The sequence below is a fragment of the Pseudomonas sp. FW215-R2 genome (assembly GCF_058789255.1).
The window spans coordinates 214,714-232,825 of sequence record NZ_JBYTBO010000006.1; the positions used below are offsets into that span (position 1 = coordinate 214,714).

Annotated in this window: 13 protein-coding genes; 5 read left to right on the plus strand and 8 right to left on the minus strand. The window is 61.2% G+C overall.

Features of this window, described 5'->3' with window-relative positions; genetic code table 11:
- The 3 genes from AC3WRD_RS11155 (at position 1) to yjiA (ending at position 3,341) form a co-directional block, all read left to right on the plus strand.
- Entirely contained in the window at positions 1-2,067 is a 2,067-nt protein-coding gene (locus AC3WRD_RS11155) for a carbon starvation CstA family protein (RefSeq protein WP_102621110.1), read from the plus strand.
- A gap of 15 nt (positions 2,068-2,082) precedes the next feature.
- On the plus strand, positions 2,083-2,280 hold the full coding sequence (locus AC3WRD_RS11160; RefSeq protein ID WP_003228401.1) for a YbdD/YjiX family protein: 198 nt from the start codon (positions 2,083-2,085) through the stop codon (positions 2,278-2,280).
- Between the two features lie 89 nt (positions 2,281-2,369).
- Complete coding sequence (yjiA, locus tag AC3WRD_RS11165) at positions 2,370-3,341, plus strand: GTPase (RefSeq protein WP_045121631.1); 972 nt, start codon at positions 2,370-2,372, stop codon at positions 3,339-3,341.
- Positions 3,342-3,354: 13 nt separating this feature from the next.
- On the opposite strand, the gene AC3WRD_RS11170 is transcribed toward yjiA, so the two are convergent.
- From AC3WRD_RS11170 to AC3WRD_RS11190, 5 genes are all read right to left on the minus strand, one after another.
- Positions 3,355-4,050: a GntR family transcriptional regulator gene (locus tag AC3WRD_RS11170; protein WP_102621109.1), complete on the minus strand. Its 696-nt coding sequence runs from the start codon at positions 4,048-4,050 to the stop codon at positions 3,355-3,357.
- A 24-nt stretch (positions 4,051-4,074) separates the two neighbouring features.
- The gene (locus AC3WRD_RS11175) at positions 4,075-4,779 is read right to left on the minus strand and encodes a FadR/GntR family transcriptional regulator (RefSeq protein ID WP_007950980.1); all 705 of its coding nucleotides are present in this window, start codon (positions 4,777-4,779) and stop codon (positions 4,075-4,077) included.
- Positions 4,780-4,828: 49 nt separating this feature from the next.
- Entirely contained in the window at positions 4,829-6,142 is a 1,314-nt protein-coding gene (locus AC3WRD_RS11180; protein ID WP_085608708.1) for a C4-dicarboxylate transporter DctA, read from the minus strand.
- A 278-nt stretch (positions 6,143-6,420) separates the two neighbouring features.
- Positions 6,421-7,674 (minus strand): serine hydroxymethyltransferase, encoded by a 1,254-nt coding sequence (glyA, locus tag AC3WRD_RS11185; protein ID WP_096820849.1) that lies wholly within the window; start codon positions 7,672-7,674, stop codon positions 6,421-6,423.
- A gap of 240 nt (positions 7,675-7,914) precedes the next feature.
- The gene (locus AC3WRD_RS11190; protein WP_102621108.1) at positions 7,915-11,763 is read right to left on the minus strand and encodes a bifunctional diguanylate cyclase/phosphodiesterase; all 3,849 of its coding nucleotides are present in this window, start codon (positions 11,761-11,763) and stop codon (positions 7,915-7,917) included.
- Between the two features lie 286 nt (positions 11,764-12,049).
- On the opposite strand from AC3WRD_RS11190, the gene ettA reads away from it, so the two are divergent.
- Entirely contained in the window at positions 12,050-13,714 is a 1,665-nt protein-coding gene (gene ettA / locus AC3WRD_RS11195) for an energy-dependent translational throttle protein EttA (protein ID WP_096820851.1), read from the plus strand.
- A 192-nt stretch (positions 13,715-13,906) separates the two neighbouring features.
- Positions 13,907-15,244 (plus strand): NADP-specific glutamate dehydrogenase, encoded by a 1,338-nt coding sequence (gdhA, locus tag AC3WRD_RS11200; RefSeq protein WP_102621107.1) that lies wholly within the window; start codon positions 13,907-13,909, stop codon positions 15,242-15,244.
- Here gdhA and AC3WRD_RS11205 read toward each other — a convergent pair.
- The 3 genes from AC3WRD_RS11205 to AC3WRD_RS11215 all read right to left on the minus strand — a co-directional run bounded on the left by AC3WRD_RS11205 (position 15,241) and on the right by AC3WRD_RS11215 (position 18,100).
- Positions 15,241-15,735, minus strand: a complete 495-nt coding sequence (locus tag AC3WRD_RS11205) for a GreA/GreB family elongation factor (protein WP_096820853.1) — start codon at positions 15,733-15,735, stop codon at positions 15,241-15,243. The genes gdhA and AC3WRD_RS11205 overlap by 4 nt on opposite strands.
- Positions 15,736-15,805: 70 nt before the next feature.
- Positions 15,806-16,162, minus strand: coding sequence for a hypothetical protein (locus AC3WRD_RS11210; protein ID WP_096820854.1), 357 nt, complete (start codon positions 16,160-16,162; stop codon positions 15,806-15,808).
- An 84-nt stretch (positions 16,163-16,246) separates the two neighbouring features.
- Complete coding sequence (locus AC3WRD_RS11215) at positions 16,247-18,100, minus strand: Lnb N-terminal periplasmic domain-containing protein (protein ID WP_102621106.1); 1,854 nt, start codon at positions 18,098-18,100, stop codon at positions 16,247-16,249.
- Positions 18,101-18,112 lie beyond the last annotated feature (12 nt).

Sequence of the window (18,112 nt, forward strand, 5' to 3'; positions counted from 1 at the left end):
ATGAAAAATAATAATAGCCTGCTGCGCCACTTACCCTGGCTAGTGCTGGCAATCGTAGGAGCGTGCGCCCTGGGCGTAGTGGCATTGCGCCGAGGCGAGGCGATCAACGCCTTGTGGATCGTGGTCGCCGCCGTGGCCATTTATCTGGTTGCGTACCGTTACTACAGTCTGTTCATCGCTAACAATGTGATGCAACTCGATCCACGCCGGGCCACCCCCGCCGTGCTCAACAACGACGGTCTGGACTACGTTCCGACCAACAAACACATTCTCTTCGGACACCACTTCGCGGCCATCGCCGGCGCGGGGCCTCTGGTCGGTCCGGTACTGGCTGCGCAGATGGGCTACCTGCCCGGCACGCTGTGGCTGATTGCCGGCGTAGTGCTGGCGGGCGCGGTGCAGGACTTCATGGTCCTGTTCATGTCTACCCGTCGCAACGGCCGCTCCCTGGGCGACATGGTGCGTGAAGAAATGGGCCGTATCCCCGGCACCATCGCGCTGTTCGGCTGCTTCCTGATCATGATCATCATCCTCGCGGTGCTGGCGCTGATCGTCGTCAAAGCCTTGGCCGAGAGCCCTTGGGGCATCTTCACCGTGATGGCGACCATCCCGATCGCGATGTTCATGGGCATCTACATGCGCTACATCCGTCCGGGCCGCATCGGCGAGATCTCGGTGATCGGCGTGATTCTGCTGCTCGGTTCGATCTGGCTGGGCGGGCAGATTGCCGCTGACCCGGTGTGGGCCAAGGCCTTCAGCTTCACCGGCGTGCAAATCACCTGGATGCTGATCGGTTACGGCTTCGTTGCCGCTGTGTTGCCGGTCTGGCTGATCCTCGCGCCACGTGACTATCTGTCCACGTTCCTCAAGATCGGTACCATCATCGCCCTGGCGATCGGCATTTTGGTCACCATGCCCGAGCTGAAAATGCCGGCCCTGACCCAGTTCGTCGACGGCACCGGCCCGGTGTGGAAGGGCGGCCTGTTCCCGTTCCTGTTCATCACCATCGCTTGCGGTGCGGTATCGGGCTTCCACGCACTGATCTCGTCCGGCACCACGCCGAAACTGCTGGATAACGAAACCAACGCCCGCTACATCGGTTACGGCGGCATGCTGATGGAATCGTTCGTGGCCATCATGGCCATGGTTGCCGCTTCGGTGATCGAGCCTGGCGTGTACTTCGCCATGAACAGCCCGGCCGCAGTGGTGGGTGGTGATGTGGTGGCTGTTGCGACCGCTGTCAGCAACTGGGGCTTTGCGATTACGCCTGAGGCGCTGCAAGCCGTGGCGCATGACATCGGCGAAACCACCATCCTGGCCCGTGCCGGTGGTGCACCGACCCTGGCGGTCGGTATCGCGCAGATCCTGCACAGTGTCCTGCCGGGTGAAAACACCATGGCGTTCTGGTACCACTTCGCGATCCTGTTCGAAGCGCTGTTCATCCTGACCGCTGTGGACGCCGGCACCCGTGCCGGGCGCTTCATGCTGCAGGATCTGCTCGGCTCCTTCGTGCCGGCGCTGAAACGTACCGAATCCTGGACCGCCAACCTGATCGCCACCGCCGGTTGTGTGGCGATGTGGGGCTGGTTGCTGTATCAGGGCGTGATCGATCCGCTGGGTGGCATCAACACCTTGTGGCCGCTGTTCGGTATCTCCAACCAGATGCTGGCCGGTATCGCGCTGATGCTCGGCACCGTGGTCCTGATCAAGATGAAGCGTCAGCGCTACATCTGGGTCACTCTGCTGCCGGCTGCCTGGCTACTGATCTGCACCACGACTGCAGGCTTCATCAAGTTGTTCGACGCCAACCCGGCTGTCGGCTTCCTGTCGCTGGCCAAGAAGTACAGCGATGCACTGGCCGCAGGCCAGGTGATCGCACCGGCCAAGAGCGTCGAGCAGATGCAGCACGTGATCTTCAACGCTTACACCAACGCAACGCTGACCGCGCTGTTCCTGTTCGTGGTATTCAGCATCCTGTTCTATGCGCTCAAGGTCGGCATCGCCGCCTGGGGCAAAAAAGAGCGTACGGATAAAGAATCGCCGTTCCAGGCCCTGCCGGACGCGTAACCAGAGGATTGCACCATGTTCAATGACCTGAGTCGCCTCGGTAAATACCTCGGTCAGGCCGCGCGCCTGATGGTCGGCATGCCCGACTACGACACGTACGTCGAGCATATGCAAACCAAACACCCGGACAAACCGGTGATGAGCTACGAGATGTTCTTTCGCGAACGTCAGGAAGCCCGTTACGGTGGCAAGGGTGGGCCGAAGTGCTGTTGAGCCGCTGATCGCGGTTCATCAGAGGTGAGGTGGGAGCAGGTCTTTCGGCCTGCTCCCATTTTTATTTGTGCAATTGAAGGAGATCGAGTTTGTCTTCTCCCATCCCGGTCACGGTGCTCAGCGGTTTCCTCGGCGCCGGCAAGACCACCTTGCTGCGCCATCTGTTGAAAGCCGAGCACGGCCTGAAAATCGCCGTGATCGAAAACGAATTCAGCGACGCCGGTATCGACACCCAGTTGCTGGGCGACGAGCCGGTGCAAGTCATGACCCTGGCCAACGGCTGCGTCTGCTGCACCATCCACACCGACCTGACCAAAGCCCTGTACTTGCTGCTCGAACGGCTGGACAGCGGCGAAATCGCCTTCGATCGGCTGGTCATCGAGTGCACTGGTCTGGCCGACCCGGCGCCAGTGGCACAGACCTTTTTCATCGACGAAGAACTGCGTGAGCGTTACCTGCTGGACGGCATCATCACCCTCGTCGACGCGGCCCACGCCGAGCTGCACCTGACCCAGACCATCGCCCAGGCGCAGATCGGTTTCGCCGACCGCTTGCTGGTGAGCAAGACCGATCTGGTGGACGAGGCTGCGTTCACCGCACTCAGCGAACGCCTGACCCGTATCAACCGCCGTGCGCCGATTCGCGTGGTCGAACACGGCAACATCGATCTGGCTGAATTGCTAGATGTGCGTGGCTTCAACCTGAATGCCGATCTCGGTGGCGGGGTGAGTCTGCGCCCGGTCAGCAAGGCGCCGTCCATCGACCGGATTTCCAGTCTGGTGCTGCGTACCGATCAGCCACTGGATATCGATCAGCTCAGCGAGTTCATGAACGAATTGCTGGAAGAGCACGGCAAGCAATTGCTGCGTTATAAGGGCGTGCTGAACATTGCGGGCGAAGATCGTCGGTTGGTGTTCCAGGGCGTGCTGAAACTCTACGGCTTCGATTGGGACACCGAGTGGGCCGAGGGCGAGGCGCGGGAGAGCGTGATCGTGTTTATCGCCGATGATCTGCCGGAAGAGAAGATCCGGGCGGGGTTTGCCAAGGTGGCGGCGAACTGAGTTCGCCGCTGTCTCAGTGTGTGGAACCGCTGAGAATCGTCTGTTCCAGATGATCCAGATGACGGTTCATCAGCGACACGGCCTCGGCGGCGTCATCACGCTCGATCGCCTCGACGATCCGGGCGTGATCCTGCCAGCCGCAACAGCTGTGCGTGCTTTCAGTGCAACGCGCAATCGCTAGTGAGGTCAGCGGCACCAGCGTGCCGAGAAAATGCGCCAACGGTGCATTCCCGGCCATTTTCGCCAACTGCAAATGAAACTCCCCGGACAGGCGAATCGCCGCGCCGCGTCGATCTTTATCCACAGCCTGGCGTTCACGTTCGATCAAGGCGCGCAGGCGTTTCAAGTCTTCAGCCTGCGCATGCTGGCAAGCCAGTCGCACCAGCGTGTTCTCGGCCAGGCGCCGGGCGTGCAAGGCCTGACGTGTCTGCTCGGCGTCCGGCGCGGCTATGCGCGGTCGATGGTTGGCCCGCAGCACGATGATCTGTTCGTGGGACAGTTGGGTCAGCGCCCGACGCACATCCGCGCGGCTGACACCGAACATGTGCTTGAGACTCTCTTCGGTGAAGCGGCTGGCGGCATCGAGGCGTTGTTCGAGGATTGCGTCGAACAGTCGCGGATACAGCTCGTCCACCGGCGTCTGCAGGCGGGAGAAGGGCAGGGCCGCCGAGGTCTGGCGAGGGTGCGACGGCGTGGCAAGACTGTTCATGGCCGGTCTCCAGTGTGAGGCGTTTCAGTGGCTCAGGTTGTCATCCGGGATATTCAGCTCGATCCCCATGCGTTGGCCTTCACGCAGGATGTGCCGGCGCATTTCGGCACTGGCCTGAGCGCTGTTCTTGCTGCGGATTGCGCGCACCACGGCCTCGTTTTCCTCAAGGCGTTCGGCCAGGTGCTCCGGCGAATTGCGCAGCACTTCGGCGCTCTGTTTGAGGGCGTTGCTGGTCTGTTGCACCACGCTCTGGAAAATCGGGTTCGAGGTCAGGGTGAACAGCTCTTCGTGAAACGCGATGTAAGCGCTGACGCCGGCCTCGCTGTCACCTGCCTCGAGGGCTTCGCGCATGTCCATCAAGGTCAGGCGCAGTTGCCCGACTTCCTTGCTGCTGATCGACTGCGCCACCAGACCTACGATGAACGGTTCGAGGGTGTAGCGCAGTTGCAGCACGTCTTCGAGGCTGGCGCCGGCCACTGCGCTGTCGTGGCTTTGGCTGTCACTGGCCTGGGCGTCGAGCACCACCACACCTTTGCCCGGCATCGAACGCACCAGACCGAGGGTTTCCAGCACGATCACCGCTTCGCGCAGGCTCGGGCGGCTGATGCCCAGTTGCTCGGCCAGTTCGCGCTGGCCCGGCAGCATCTCGCCGGAGCGCCACTGGCCACGGGCGAGGGCGGCCCGGAGTTTTTCTACCACTGAGTTGACGACGGTGGATGTAGTAATCACGTGTTCGCTCCATGAGCCGTGCCTGCATGTGCGCAGGCACGGCGGTCATTCAGAATTCTTTGGCCGCCGCTTGAGCGACCGTTTTTCTCGGCTGAAAGTTATAGCCCTGCTCGCCGTTGAGCACCTTGTTCGCCCGTTGCACATCGATATCCTTTTCCCAGCGGGCGATGGCTACGGTAGCGACGCAGTTGCCGATCAGGTTGGTCAGCGCCCGGCCGATGCCCATGAACCAGTCCACCGCCAGCACCAGCACCAGACCCACAACCGGAATCGCCGGGATGGCCGTCAGCGTGGCCGCCAGAATCACCAGCGCCGATCCCGGAATGCCGTGGGCACCTTTGGAGGTAATCAGCGACACCAGCAAAATCGTCAAGAGATCGGTCATGGCCAGCGGTGTGCCGGTGGCGTTGGCAATGAACACGATGGCCAGGGTCAGGTAGATCGAAAAACCATCGAGGTTGAACGAGTAACCGGTGGGAATCACCAGCCCGACGGTCGAGCTGCCGATGCCCAGATGTTCCAGCTTGCGCATGATCTGCGGCAACACGGCGTCGGAGGAGGCGGTGCCCATGACGATCAGCAGTTCTTCGCGCAGGTACTTGAGCAGCGGCCACATACGCAGGCCGGACAGACGCATTACCAGACCGAGAATCAGCGCGACGAAGGCGATGCAGGTCAGGTAGAACAAGCCGACCAGACTGCCCAGGTGTTGCAGCGAATCCAGGCCGTATTTGCTGGTGGTGAAGGCGATGGCACCGAACACGCCGATCGGCGCCAGACGCACGATCATGCCCATGATGCGGAAGATCACATGGCTCAATTCGTTGATCAGCCGCGAGATCCCGGAAGCCGCTTCGCCCACCAGATTCAACGCACTGCCGAACAGCACCGAGAACAACAGAACTTGCAGGATGTTGTTGTCGGCAAAGGCGCCGAGTACCGAGGTCGGGATCAGGTCCATCAGGAACTGGGTGGTGGTGTGCATGTGCTGGCCGCGCTCGGCGATGTCGCCCATGTCGGCGGCGGACAGCTGCTCCAGATGGATGTTGGCGCCGCTGCCGATTCCGGTGCTGAACGCGAATACCAGACCGATCACCAGGGCGATGGTGGTCAGCACTTCGAAGTAGATCACTGACTTGAGGCCGATGCGCCCGACCTTCTTCAGGTCGCCGGCGCCGCTGATGCCGCTGACCACCACGCAGAACACGATCAGGCCGATGAGCATCTTGATCAGTTTGATGAAACCGTCGCCGAGCGGTTTGAGCTGGGCCGAGTATTCAGGAAGGGTCAGCCCGCAGACGATGCCGAGCACCAGTCCGAGAACCACTTGGAGGAAGATTGAACGCGAGCACCATCTGAGCATGGGAGGAATCCTGGTCGGTGTCCTGGCTGCCGTACGCGGGGCGTATCAGATTCAGGACTTAATTATTGTGGTCTTACCGGTATGTCCAGTGCGGGTGCAGTCTAGGCGCTGATTTTGGCGGATCGCAAGTGAAAAATGACGAATTGGCATGACCGGTCTGACCAGTTGGGCGCAATGCCCCGACCTTGAGCCATTTGGCATTCGAAACTTTTTTGCGGACGAAAAAAAACCGGCCAATCACTTGGCCGGTTTTTCATGCTGCGGTTTTAGCGTCGCAATTAAGCGCCGTATACCGGCAGTTTCTTGCAGATGGCTTTGACTTTCTCACGAACGGCGTCGATCACCGCTTCGTTGTTCAGGTCAGCCAGGATGTCGCAGATCCAGCCAGCCAGCTCTTTGCACTCAGCCTCTTTGAAGCCACGAGTGGTCACAGCCGGAGTACCGAAGCGCAGACCGGAGGTGACGAACGGGGAGCGTGGGTCGTTTGGCACGGAGTTCTTGTTCACGGTGATGAACGCTTTGCCCAGAGCGGCGTCGGCGTCTTTACCGGAGATTTCCTGCTTGATCAGCGACAGCAGGAACAGGTGGTTTTCAGTACCGCCGGAAACCACGTCGAAACCGCGCTCGATGAACACGCCGGCCATGGCCTGGGCGTTTTTCACCACTTGTTGCTGGTAAGCCTTGAACTCAGGCTGCAGTGCTTCCTTGAAGCAGATCGCTTTGGCGGCGATCACGTGCTCCAGCGGGCCACCCTGGGCGCCCGGGAATACGGCGGAGTTCAGCTTCTTCTCGATGTCGGCGTTGGCGCGAGCCAGGATCAGGCCACCACGTGGACCGCGCAGGGTCTTGTGGGTGGTGGTGGTCACGACGTCAGCGAACGGAACCGGGTTCGGGTAGACGCCAGCGGCGACCAGACCGGCCACGTGAGCCATGTCGACGAACAGGTAGGCGCCAACCTTGTCGGCGATTTCGCGGAAACGCGGGAAGTCCAGGATCTGCGAGTAGGCAGAGAAACCGGCCACGATCATTTTCGGCTTGTGCTCGACCGCCAGACGCTCGACTTCGTCGTAGTCGATCAGGCCGTTGGCGTCGATGCCGTACTGGATGGCGTTGTACAGCTTGCCGGAGGAGGAAACGCTGGCGCCGTGGGTCAGGTGACCGCCGTGAGCCAGGCTCATGCCCAGGATGGTGTCACCGGCCGACAGCAGGGCCAGGTAGACAGCGGCGTTGGCTTGCGAGCCGGCGTGCGGCTGAACGTTGGCGTAGTCGGCGCCGAACAGCTCTTTGGCGCGGTCGATGGCCAGTTGCTCAACAACGTCGACGTACTCGCAACCACCGTAGTAGCGCTTGCCCGGGTAGCCTTCGGCGTACTTGTTGGTCAGAACCGAGCCTTGAGCTTCCATCACCGCTGGGCTGGTGTAGTTCTCCGAAGCGATCAGCTCGATGTGTTCTTCCTGGCGCTGGGCTTCTTGCTCCATGGCGGCAAAAAGATCGGCGTCGTACTTGGCAATAGTCAAATCACGGCTGAACATGGCGGTCCTCAAGGATCGGGGGCAGAAAAGGGGGGCATTCTAACCCATCGGGTTTTGGATGGCATATGAAACGACATCATGTCGCAGACAAGTGGCGTTCATGACCAGATATGTGGCGTCCGTGCCGGCCTTTTCGCTGACCAGCCGGTTCGCACAATAACCGAGGCCGGCCCACGATTGTGTGATCGACATCAATCCCTGTGGAAGCGGGCTCGCTCGCGAAGGCCGCGCCGCCGATCTTCAGTCGAACATGAACAGCGCATCATTGCTGAACTGCGCCTCGAAGCGGGTGGCCGGCATCGGCCGCCCGAACAGATAACCCTGAACCTCGTCGCAACCATGCTCGCGCAGGAAGTCCAGCTGCTCGTGGGTTTCCACGCCCTCGGCGATCACCGCCAGATTGAGGCTGTGGGCCATGGCGATGATTGCCCGGGCAATCTGCGCGTCCTGCTCGCCGGAGGGCAGGCCGTCGACGAAGGTGCGGTCGATCTTCAGCACGTCGATCGGGAATTGCTTGAGGTAGTTCAGCGATGAGTAACCGGTGCCGAAGTCGTCGACCGCGATGCTCAGGCCGAGGTTCTTCAAGCCGGCAAGGATCTGCATCGCCTCGCTGACTTCGCGCATCAGGATACTTTCGGTCAGTTCCAGCTCCAGGCACGCCGGCGGCAGGCCGGTTTCCTTGAGGATGGTGGCGATCCGCGTGCCGAGCTGGCCGTCGGAGAACTGCCGGGCGGAAATGTTCACCGAGACTTTCGGCACGCGCACGCGGCTTTGGTGCCAGGTCTTGAGCTGACGGCAGGCTTCGCTGATCACCCAGTCGCCGACGTCTACCACCAGCCCGAGTTCTTCGAGCACCGGAATGAAATCCCCCGGCGGCACCAGCCCGCGACGCGGATGACGCCAGCGCAGCAGGGCTTCGGCGCCGGTCAGGCGTTTGCCGTCACCGCTGAACTGCGGCTGGTAATACAGCACGAATTCATTCTGCTCGAGGGCGTGGCGCAGGTCGCTTTCCAGCTCCAGACGCTCCAGCGCACTGGCGTTCATGTCGGCCTGATAGAACTGGAAGTTGTTCTTGCCGCGCTCCTTGGCATGGTACATCGCGGTGTCGGCGTTCTTCATCAGCTGACTGAGTTCGTTGCCGTCCTGCGGGCTCAGGGCGATGCCGATACTGGCCGTGACGAAGAACTCGCGACCCTCCAGCACAAACGGCCGCACCAGGCTGCCAAGAATCTGCTCGGCCACATGGATCGCACGGTTCAGTGCCATTTCGCGGCTGGAGCGGTGTTGCAGCAGCAAAGTGAATTCGTCGCCGCCCATCCGCGCCACGGTGTCGTCATCGTCGACGCAGGCCAGCAGCCGGGTGGCCATGTCCTTGAGCATGCGGTCGCCGGCGGCGTGGCCGAGAGAGTCGTTGATCGGTTTGAAACGGTCGAGGTCGAGGAACATCAGCACCACCCACGACTTCTGCCGGTCGGCCGATTGCAGCGCAGTGTGCAGGCGATCCTGGAACAGCGTGCGGTTCGGCAGATGGGTCAGGGCGTCGTAGTAGGCGAGGCGGTGAATCCGTTGTTCGCTGGCCTTGCGCTCGCTGATGTCGCTGAAGAAGCACACGTAACTGGCCAGGTCGCCTTCGTCATCGAGCACCGCAGTGATGCCGACCCACGCCGGGTAATGCTCGCCATTGCGGCGCTTGAGCCAGACTTCGCCTTCCCAGGTGCTGTGCTGATGCAATTGCTTGAGCACGTAACGCAGGTGCGCGTCCTGTTGTTCGTCGACGGTGAGCATGTTCGGCAACTGGTCGAGCACTTCGCTCACCGCGTAGCCGCTGACCCGACTGAACGCTTCGTTGGCCTGAACGATGTAACCGGCCGGGTCGGTGATCAGGATCGCCGAAGTCGAATGCTCGAATACCGTGGCCGCCATGCGCAGGTCTTTCTCGGCACGGCGCTGCTGGCTGATGTCGCGACCGACCCCGAGCACGCCTTCGAAGGCGCCGTGTTCGTCCCACACCAGCACCAGGCGCAGTTCGATCGGGATCTTGCGGCCATCGGCGCGCAGGCAGTCGAACAGGAACATCTGGGTCTGTACCTGACTGCGCAGGATTGCCAGTTGTTCGGGCTTGTCCAGGGCTTTGCTGACCCGGTCCATCAGGTGATAGATGCCGCTCAGTTGCTGCGGGTTGGCGATGGTCGACTGCCAGCCATTCTGGAAAATCCATTCGGCGTCGTAGCCAAGCACGGCTTGCACCGACGGGCTGACGTAGTTGAGCGACAGCTTGCTGTCGGTGGAGAAGATCACGTCGCTGATGCTTTCGGCGAGCATCCGGTAGCGCTGCTCGCTGTCTCGCAGGGATTCGCTGGCTTCGATCTGCTCGGTGATGTCCTTGGCCACGCCGATGATCCGCGTGACCTGATCGTGCTTGTCCCGGGCCAGCGCCTGTTCGCGGATATCGAAGCGCCGCCACTTGCCGTCGCGGTGACGGAAGCGTAACTGGCATTGCAGCAACTGGCTGTAACCGGCGTGACGCTGCATCTGCCGCGAGCGGTGGTAATAGTCGGCGTCTTCCGGGTGCAGGAGGATTTCCCAGAAGTACTCGCCCATCTGATGCAGCTCGGTACGGTTGTACCCGAGGGTCTGGCCGAGGTGGTGGTTGCTGAAAATCATCCGCTGACTGATCACATCCTGCACGTACAGGTGATCCGGCACGGTGCGCACCACGTCCGACCAGAAGCCTTCGCGCTCCAGCAGCGACAGCTCGATCAGCTTGCGGCTGGTGATGTCGTTGATGCTCAGGATCACAGCCTTGTAGTCGTGCTGTTCCTGCGGCAGGCGCAGCACCAGCCACAGGTGCTGGTCGCGGCCGTTGATGTCCGGCAGTTTGATTTCCAGTTCCAGCTGCTTTTGCTGCTGGAGCACGGCATCGAGCACTTGATTACCGATGGCGCACTGGCTGTGCGGATGACCGTCGATCAGCAGTTGCCAGGCGTGGTCGCAGGAATTGACGTTGAGCAGTTGCAGCGCCACCTGGTTGACCTCGGTGACCCGCAGCTCCTGGAGCAGTTGCTGGCGCTGTTGCGGTTGGTCGAGCCAGGCCTTGAGCTGGTCGCTGGTCTGGATCTGGGCCTTTTCGAAAACCTGCTTGAGCCCCGAAAGATCGAGCACGCACAGGGCCACACCAGTGCCTTCGAAAATATCCTGATAACGACGACGTCCTTCATGTACCTGACGCTGGCGGCGGCGCATGTTGAGCAACGCGATAAATGGCAACAGCGAGAACGCCAGACCCAGCAGGCATTTGCCGATGAACGCGGGCAGCAATTCTTCCAGTACATGTTGCCGATCGAACAGTCCGCGCAGTTGCCAGTCGCTGCTGCTCAGCGGCACGGTCAGCACGCTGTTGGCCAGATCGTCGGGCGTCAGGGTGCTGGTCTTGGTAGAGGGCAGGGCTTCGTCGCGACTGATGATCTGATGGTTGATGCGGTTTTCCACCAGCCACAAAGGGCGGATGCCGCTGTCACCCTGTTTGGTCAGCGAGGCAAAGAAGGTCGGGGTCAGGCGCAGTGCCCAATAGCCGCGGGTGCTGCCGCTGGCCTGATGCAGCAGCAGATGCACCACCGAGCCGTCGTCGGCATTGCTGAAATAATGGGCCTGGGCGTGGCTGCGGCGGACCAGATCGCTGAGGTAGTCGGCGTCCTGGCTGTCAGTGGCGCTGTCGCTGAGGATTTTTCCGGAGGGGCTGAGCAAGGCCAGGCTGCGCAGGTCCGGCAGCGATTGCTGCAACTTGCGCAGCAGCGCCTGCTGATCGTCGGTGGACTGCGGCTGTTCGACGATCGGTAGCAGATTGAGTGCGATCTGCGCGTTCAGCGACATGTTGAGGCTGACTTGCGAAGCGAGATCGGCGGTGTAGTCGATGGTGTACTGGCGCTGGTTTTTCTGGGTTTCACGCAGTTGATCGAGCAGTTGCCAGAACAGCAACGCCAGCAGCAACAGCACCAAAGTCGCCAGCGCGCCTTTCAATGTCCCACGCAGGGACGAGCCGGGCGCCGGTGGGGTGCTGCTCACAGAAGTAGGCGGAGTGACATTGGACAAGCTGTAATCCTGCGGTTTGGCTGGACTGGCGCGACGTGCACTATAAGCCGGACGCCCAAAGGGCGGCTAGCATGCCTTGAGTTGTGGCGAAGTGCCAGCCCCGCTCGGCTGGACTGCCACCGGTCATTCAGGTAGCTTTGCCGGTTACGCGGGAGCGTTCCAGCTCCTAGAATCAGACTTTTTTCAGCGCGCACGCATTGATCACCATCAAGTGAACGACGCGCATGGTCTGGCCGGGCATCGCCTGCGCTCCAATCATTCATCTGTCACTGACCCAAGGTTCTCCATGGCTCAATACGTCTTCACCATGCATCGGCTGGGCAAAGTTGTTCCGCCGAAGCGGGAAATCCTGAAAAACATTTCTCTGTCCTTCTTCCCGGGCGCCAAGATCGGCGTACTCGGCCTCAACGGTTCGGGCAAGTCCACGCTGCTGAAAATCATGGCCGGCGTCGACACCGAATTCGAAGGCGAAGCGCGCCCGATGCCGGAACTGAACATCGGTTATCTGCCGCAAGAGCCGCAACTCGATCCGACCAAGACCGTGCGTGAAGTGGTCGAGGAAGCGGTCAGCGTGATCAAGGACGCTCAGGCCCGCCTGGACGAGGTCTACGCCGCTTACGCCGATCCGGATGCCGACTTCGACAAGCTGGCCGCCGAACAGGCCAAGCTCGAAGCGATCCTGCAGGCCAGCGACGGTCACAACCTGGAGCGCCAGCTGGAAGTCGCCGCCGATGCGCTGCGTCTGCCGGCCTGGGACGCGAAAGTGGAACACCTGTCCGGTGGTGAAAAACGTCGTGTGGCCCTGTGCCGTCTGCTGCTGTCCGCCCCGGACATGCTGCTGCTCGACGAACCGACCAACCACCTGGACGCCGACTCCGTTGCGTGGCTCGAACACTTCCTGCACGACTTCCCGGGCACTGTGGTCGCGATCACGCACGACCGTTACTTCCTGGACAACGTTGCCGGCTGGATTCTGGAACTCGACCGCGGCGCGGGCATTCCGTACGAAGGCAACTACTCGGGCTGGCTGGAAGCCAAGTCCGATCGTCTGGCGGCCGAATCCAAGCAGCAATCGGCTCACGAAAAAGCCATGAAGGAAGAACTGGAGTGGGTGCGCAAAGGCGCCAAGGCCCGCCAGTCGAAATCCAAGGCTCGTCTGCAACGCTTCGAAGAAATGCAATCGCAGGAATTCCAGAAGCGTTCGGAAACCAACGAGATCTACATCCCGGCCGGTCCGCGCCTGGGCGACAAGGTCATCGAATTCAAGAACGTCACCAAGGGCTACGGCGATCGCGTACTGATCGACAACCTGTCGTTCTCGATGCCGAAAGGCGCCATCGTCGGCGTGATCGGTGGTAACGGTGCCGGTAAATCGACCCTGTTCCGCATGCTGATGGGCAAGGAAACCCCGGATTCCGGCACCATCGAAGTCGGCGAAACCGTGCAACTGGCCTGTGTGGACCAGAGCCGCGAAGACCTCGACGGCAGCAAGACCGTGTTCCAGCAGATCTCCGACGGTTCCGACCAGATCCGCATCGGCAACTACGAGATCCCGTCGCGTACCTACGTCGGTCGCTTCAACTTCAAGGGCGGCGATCAGCAGAAGTTCGTCAAGGACCTGTCCGGTGGTGAGCGCGGTCGTCTGCACCTGGCGCTGACCCTGAAGGAGGGCGGCAACGTTCTGCTGCTCGACGAACCGTCCAACGACCTCGACGTTGAAACCCTGCGTTCCCTGGAAGAAGCCCTGCTGGACTTCCCGGGCGCCGCCATTGTGATCTCTCACGATCGGTGGTTCCTTGACCGCGTCGCGACCCACATCCTGGCGTACGAAGACGACTCGCAAGCGGTGTTCTTCGAAGGCAACTACACCGAGTACGAAGCCGATCGCAAAAAGCGTCTCGGCGAAGCAGCGGCCCAGCCACACCGGGTACGCCACAAGAAACTGGCCTGATCACAGGTTGGTTGCATGAAAAAGCGGAGCCTTCGGGTTCCGCTTTTTTTGCCTGAAATTCAGACTGATTTATAGCGTGTGTACTATTTGTTTTCATAAATGCGACATTTTTGTCTGTTGCTGTGTACATATCGTTTGTTACAGTCCGGCTCAATCTCTTCCAACGACAACAAATTTGCCGAGACTTTTCCCATGATCGAATCCGTCGAATCCTTCCTCGCCCGTCTGAAAAAACGCGATCCGGATCAACCCGAATTCCACCAGGCCGTCGAAGAAGTCCTGCGCAGCCTGTGGCCGTTTCTCGAAGCCCATCCGCACTATCTGACCACGGGAATTCTGGAGCGCATCTGCGAGCCGGAGCGGGCGGTGGTGTTCCGCGTGTCGTGGGTCGACGATCAGGGCAAGGTGCAGGTCAATCGCGGATTCCGCATCCAGATGAACAGCGCCATCGGTCCGTACAAGGGCGGTTTGCGCTTCCATCCTTCGGTGAATATGGGCGTGCTGAAATTCCTCGCCTTCGAACAGACCTTCAAGAACTCCCTGACCTCGTTGCCCATGGGCGGCGGCAAGGGCGGTTCGGACTTCGACCCGAAGGGCAAGAGCGACGCCGAAGTCATGCGTTTCTGCCAGGCATTCATGAGTGAGTTGTACCGCCACATCGGTGCCGACGTGGACGTGCCGGCCGGCGATATTGGTGTCGGCGCGCGGGAGATCGGTTTCCTGTTCGGCCAGTACAAACGCCTGAGCAACCAGTTCACCAGCGTGCTGACCGGCAAGGGCATGACCTACGGCGGCAGCCTGATCCGCCCGGAAGCCACCGGTTTCGGTTGTGTTTATTTCGCCGAAGAAATGCTCAAGCGTCGCGAGCAGACCGTCGAAGGCAAGCGCGTGGCGATCTCCGGTTCCGGCAACGTTGCCCAGTACGCGGCCCGCAAAGTGATGGATCTGGGCGGCAAGGTGATTTCCCTGTCCGATTCCGAAGGCACGTTGTACTGCGAGGCAGGCCTGAGCGAAGAACAGTGGCTGGCGCTGCTGGAACTGAAGAACGTCAAGCGCGGGCGGATCAGCGAACTGGCGGCGGCATTCGGCCTGGAGTTCCGCGCCGGTCAGTTGCCATGGTCGTTGCCGTGCGACATCGCACTGCCATGCGCCACCCAGAACGAACTCGACGCCGAAGCCGCCCGCACCTTGCTGCGTAACGGCTGCGTGTGTGTGGCCGAAGGCGCGAACATGCCGACCACCCTTGAGGCTGTGGATATCTTTATCGAGGCCGGCATCCTGTTCGCGCCGGGCAAGGCCTCGAATGCCGGCGGCGTGGCGGTCAGCGGTCTGGAGATGTCGCAGAACGCCATGCGCCTGCTGTGGACGGCGGGCGAGGTGGACAGCAAGCTGCACGCGATCATGCAGTCGATCCACCACGCTTGTGTGCATTACGGTGAGGAAAACGGGCGGATCAACTACGTCAAAGGCGCGAATATCGCCGGCTTCGTCAAAGTCGCCGACGCGATGCTGGCGCAAGGCGTGGTTTAAGGCAGATCGATGCGGATCACTTCGATCAGTTGATTGCCGGCCGGGCGCTGCCACAGCACTTCGTCGTTGAGCCGGGCGCCGAGCAGTGCGCGGCCCAGCGGTGAGGCCCAGTTGATCAGGCCGTTGGCCGCATCGGCCTGATCTTCACCGACCAGTTGCACACGGCGCTCGGTGGCGTGTTCATCGGCGTATGTCACCCAGCTGCCGATCTGCACCTTGTCGGTCGAGGTCGGGGCGAGCGCGACCTGGGCGCTGCCGACCCGCTGATTGAAATAACGTAAATCCCGTTCGAGATCGGCCAGGCGCTGTTTGTCGGCCTGCTCGCCCATGGCCGCCTGTTCAGCATGCAGGGTTTGCAGTTCGGCGACTTTCGCCTGCAACTGGGCAAGCCCCTGTGGCGTGACGTAATTGGGCTGGGTGCTGACCTGCCGTTCGACCGGCTGGTCGGCCTGCGCGGCGGCATTGTCTTCGTTGACGAAAGCACGGCTCATGGTGACCTCCTGTGACAACCGTTGGGCCATGGTCGCAGGCAATGAGTTTCACTGGATGTCTGGAAACGACCTACTGCGAGCGATAAGCCCGCGCGGCGCCCTGATCCTTCTGTTGCTGCCAGGCCCGTTCGCGCTCGTCCCAATGTTCGTTGCGATAGTCTTCGCGGTCCTTGTTTTCCAGCATCGCCTGACACTGACGGAAGCCGTCGCTCCAGCCTTCGGCGTATTGTTTGTCCTTGAGATAGCGCGGCACGTTCTTGCGAAACTCGCCGCTGATCGAACCGGCCGCCTGACGACCGCTGATGCAACCGTCATCGAAACCGTCGGCGAACGCCGGTGGATAACCCTTGGCGATCAGGTCTTCGTGGGTGCTCTGACAGCCACCCAGCAACAGCAACACGCCCACAAAACCCGCACACCGCCACATCACACTCTCCTGCGCCGTTATCCGGCTGATAGGGAAAGTCTAGAAGCGGATTCGTCGATGAGGCGTGAAAGAAAGATCAAAACCTCAGTAGTGATACCACTTCACCTCAAGCATCACTTCGGTCTCCGGCGTTGCCAGATGGCTGAACTCACGCTGGGCGCTGAGGCGCAGGCCGAGGTTGCGGGATAACTCCCACTGCTGGTTCAGGCTCAGGCTGCGGCGCACTTCGCCATTGAAGAAGTAATCGCCTTTGGCCTCCACACTGAGATTGCCCAACGGGTTTTTCCACAGCACACCGGTATTGAAACCACCTGCGGGGGAAACGAACCCGGCGAAATCATTGTTGTGTTCAACACGCACGGTGCCGAGCGCAAACCCCAGTACATCATCACCCAGCGCCCAAGTGCCGCCACCGCCACCGTTGACATGGCTGACCAGGGTTTCGTCGTCATGCTTGCCCGGCACTCGCTCCAGACCGCCGGTGACTTGCCACGACAGCGGCTGCAACAGCGCATTGCGCGGCGTCAGCGAGCGGATGGTCGCCAGATCCAGCTGCTGGAACTGCCAGTGATTGCCTTCGTACTGGCGCAGCTTCATTTGCAGGATTTCGATCTGCGCGCCGAGGGGGAAACTCTCGGCGTTGTCGTTGAGATCGTGGTAGGCCATACGCAAGCCGTACTCGCCGAACGCGCGGTCACCGCGAGTGCCGAGACCGGCCTGCCAGGTGCGGGATTCGTGGCCGTCCTCGGGCAGGCCCGGCTGCGGGATTTGCAGCTCCGGCGCCGGGTTCTTGTTGATTGCCCGCAGCAGTTCGAAACTGCGCTGCGCTCGCTGTGGATCACGCTCCTGGCCGTTGGCGCGGTAGCGTTCCAGCCGATACGCGGCGTCGATGATCAGCGCCTGCCGGTCGCGGGGCAGGGACTTGAAGGCCGGATCCTGTAATTGCTGTTGGTCGGCGCTGACTTTCAGCACCTGGTCCTGTTCCTCGCCGGTCAGGGGCTCGGCGCGGCTGAGCAATTCACGCTCGCGGGACGGGCGGTATTCGATGTGCTCCACCAGTCCGGCTTCCTTCACCGCTTTGACCGTGTCGGTGGGGATCGCGGTCAGCGGGAATTGCTCGGTCAGGCGCAGACTCGGACGCGCGACCTGCAACAGTTCGAGCAGGCGATAGGAGCAGTTTTCGTCGAAGAAGAAGTAGTCGAACTGAATCTGCTTCAACTCCCACACATGCTCGACCATCCGTGCGGTTTCGGCTTGCGTCAGGTTGAGCCGGTATTCCCACAGGTCGCGGTTTTCCAGGCTGCGGTATTCCGAGAGTTTTTCCTGATAGGGCACCAGCGCGAACAGTCCCGGATATCCGCCCATCAGGCCTTTCCAGGCATACAGGATGCTGTTGTCCGAACCTTCGATGTAGGCGCCGAAGTTGATCGCGTAGCTGAGCAGCGAGGTCTTGTCGCTTTGCACGTCAGCCTGGTCGATGCGCAGCAGGGTGTGACCGAACATCGACGACGGGCTGTTGAGGTAGGCCGCCGGGAAAATCATCACCGCGCTGTGAGGCGAGACGTCCTTGAACCATTTCTTGAAGTCGGTGCAGTCCGGCGTTGGCAGGTCGCTCAGGTTGAGTTGATCTTTCAGCCAGCGCGTGCGCGCCGGGTAGACGCACTGCGCGTGTTGCTCGCCGAGACTGGCCGGGGCGTACAGCGCCTGGACGGTGGCGGCCAGTTCGTGGTCGGGGTGCTCGTTGCCGTCGGCGGCGAGGAAGAACTTCTTGTCGCTGACGTAACTGCGCCAGCCGCCGAGTTTGGCGGTTTCGTAATGGCCGAGGGAAATCCAGAAACGATCGTTGGCCAGTTGCTGCAAACGTTGAGGGTCGATGTGGGGCGCGGCGGACAGCGGGGCGCAGACACACAGCGCCAGCCAGGCAAGGCGTTTGAGCATAGGTGGCAACTT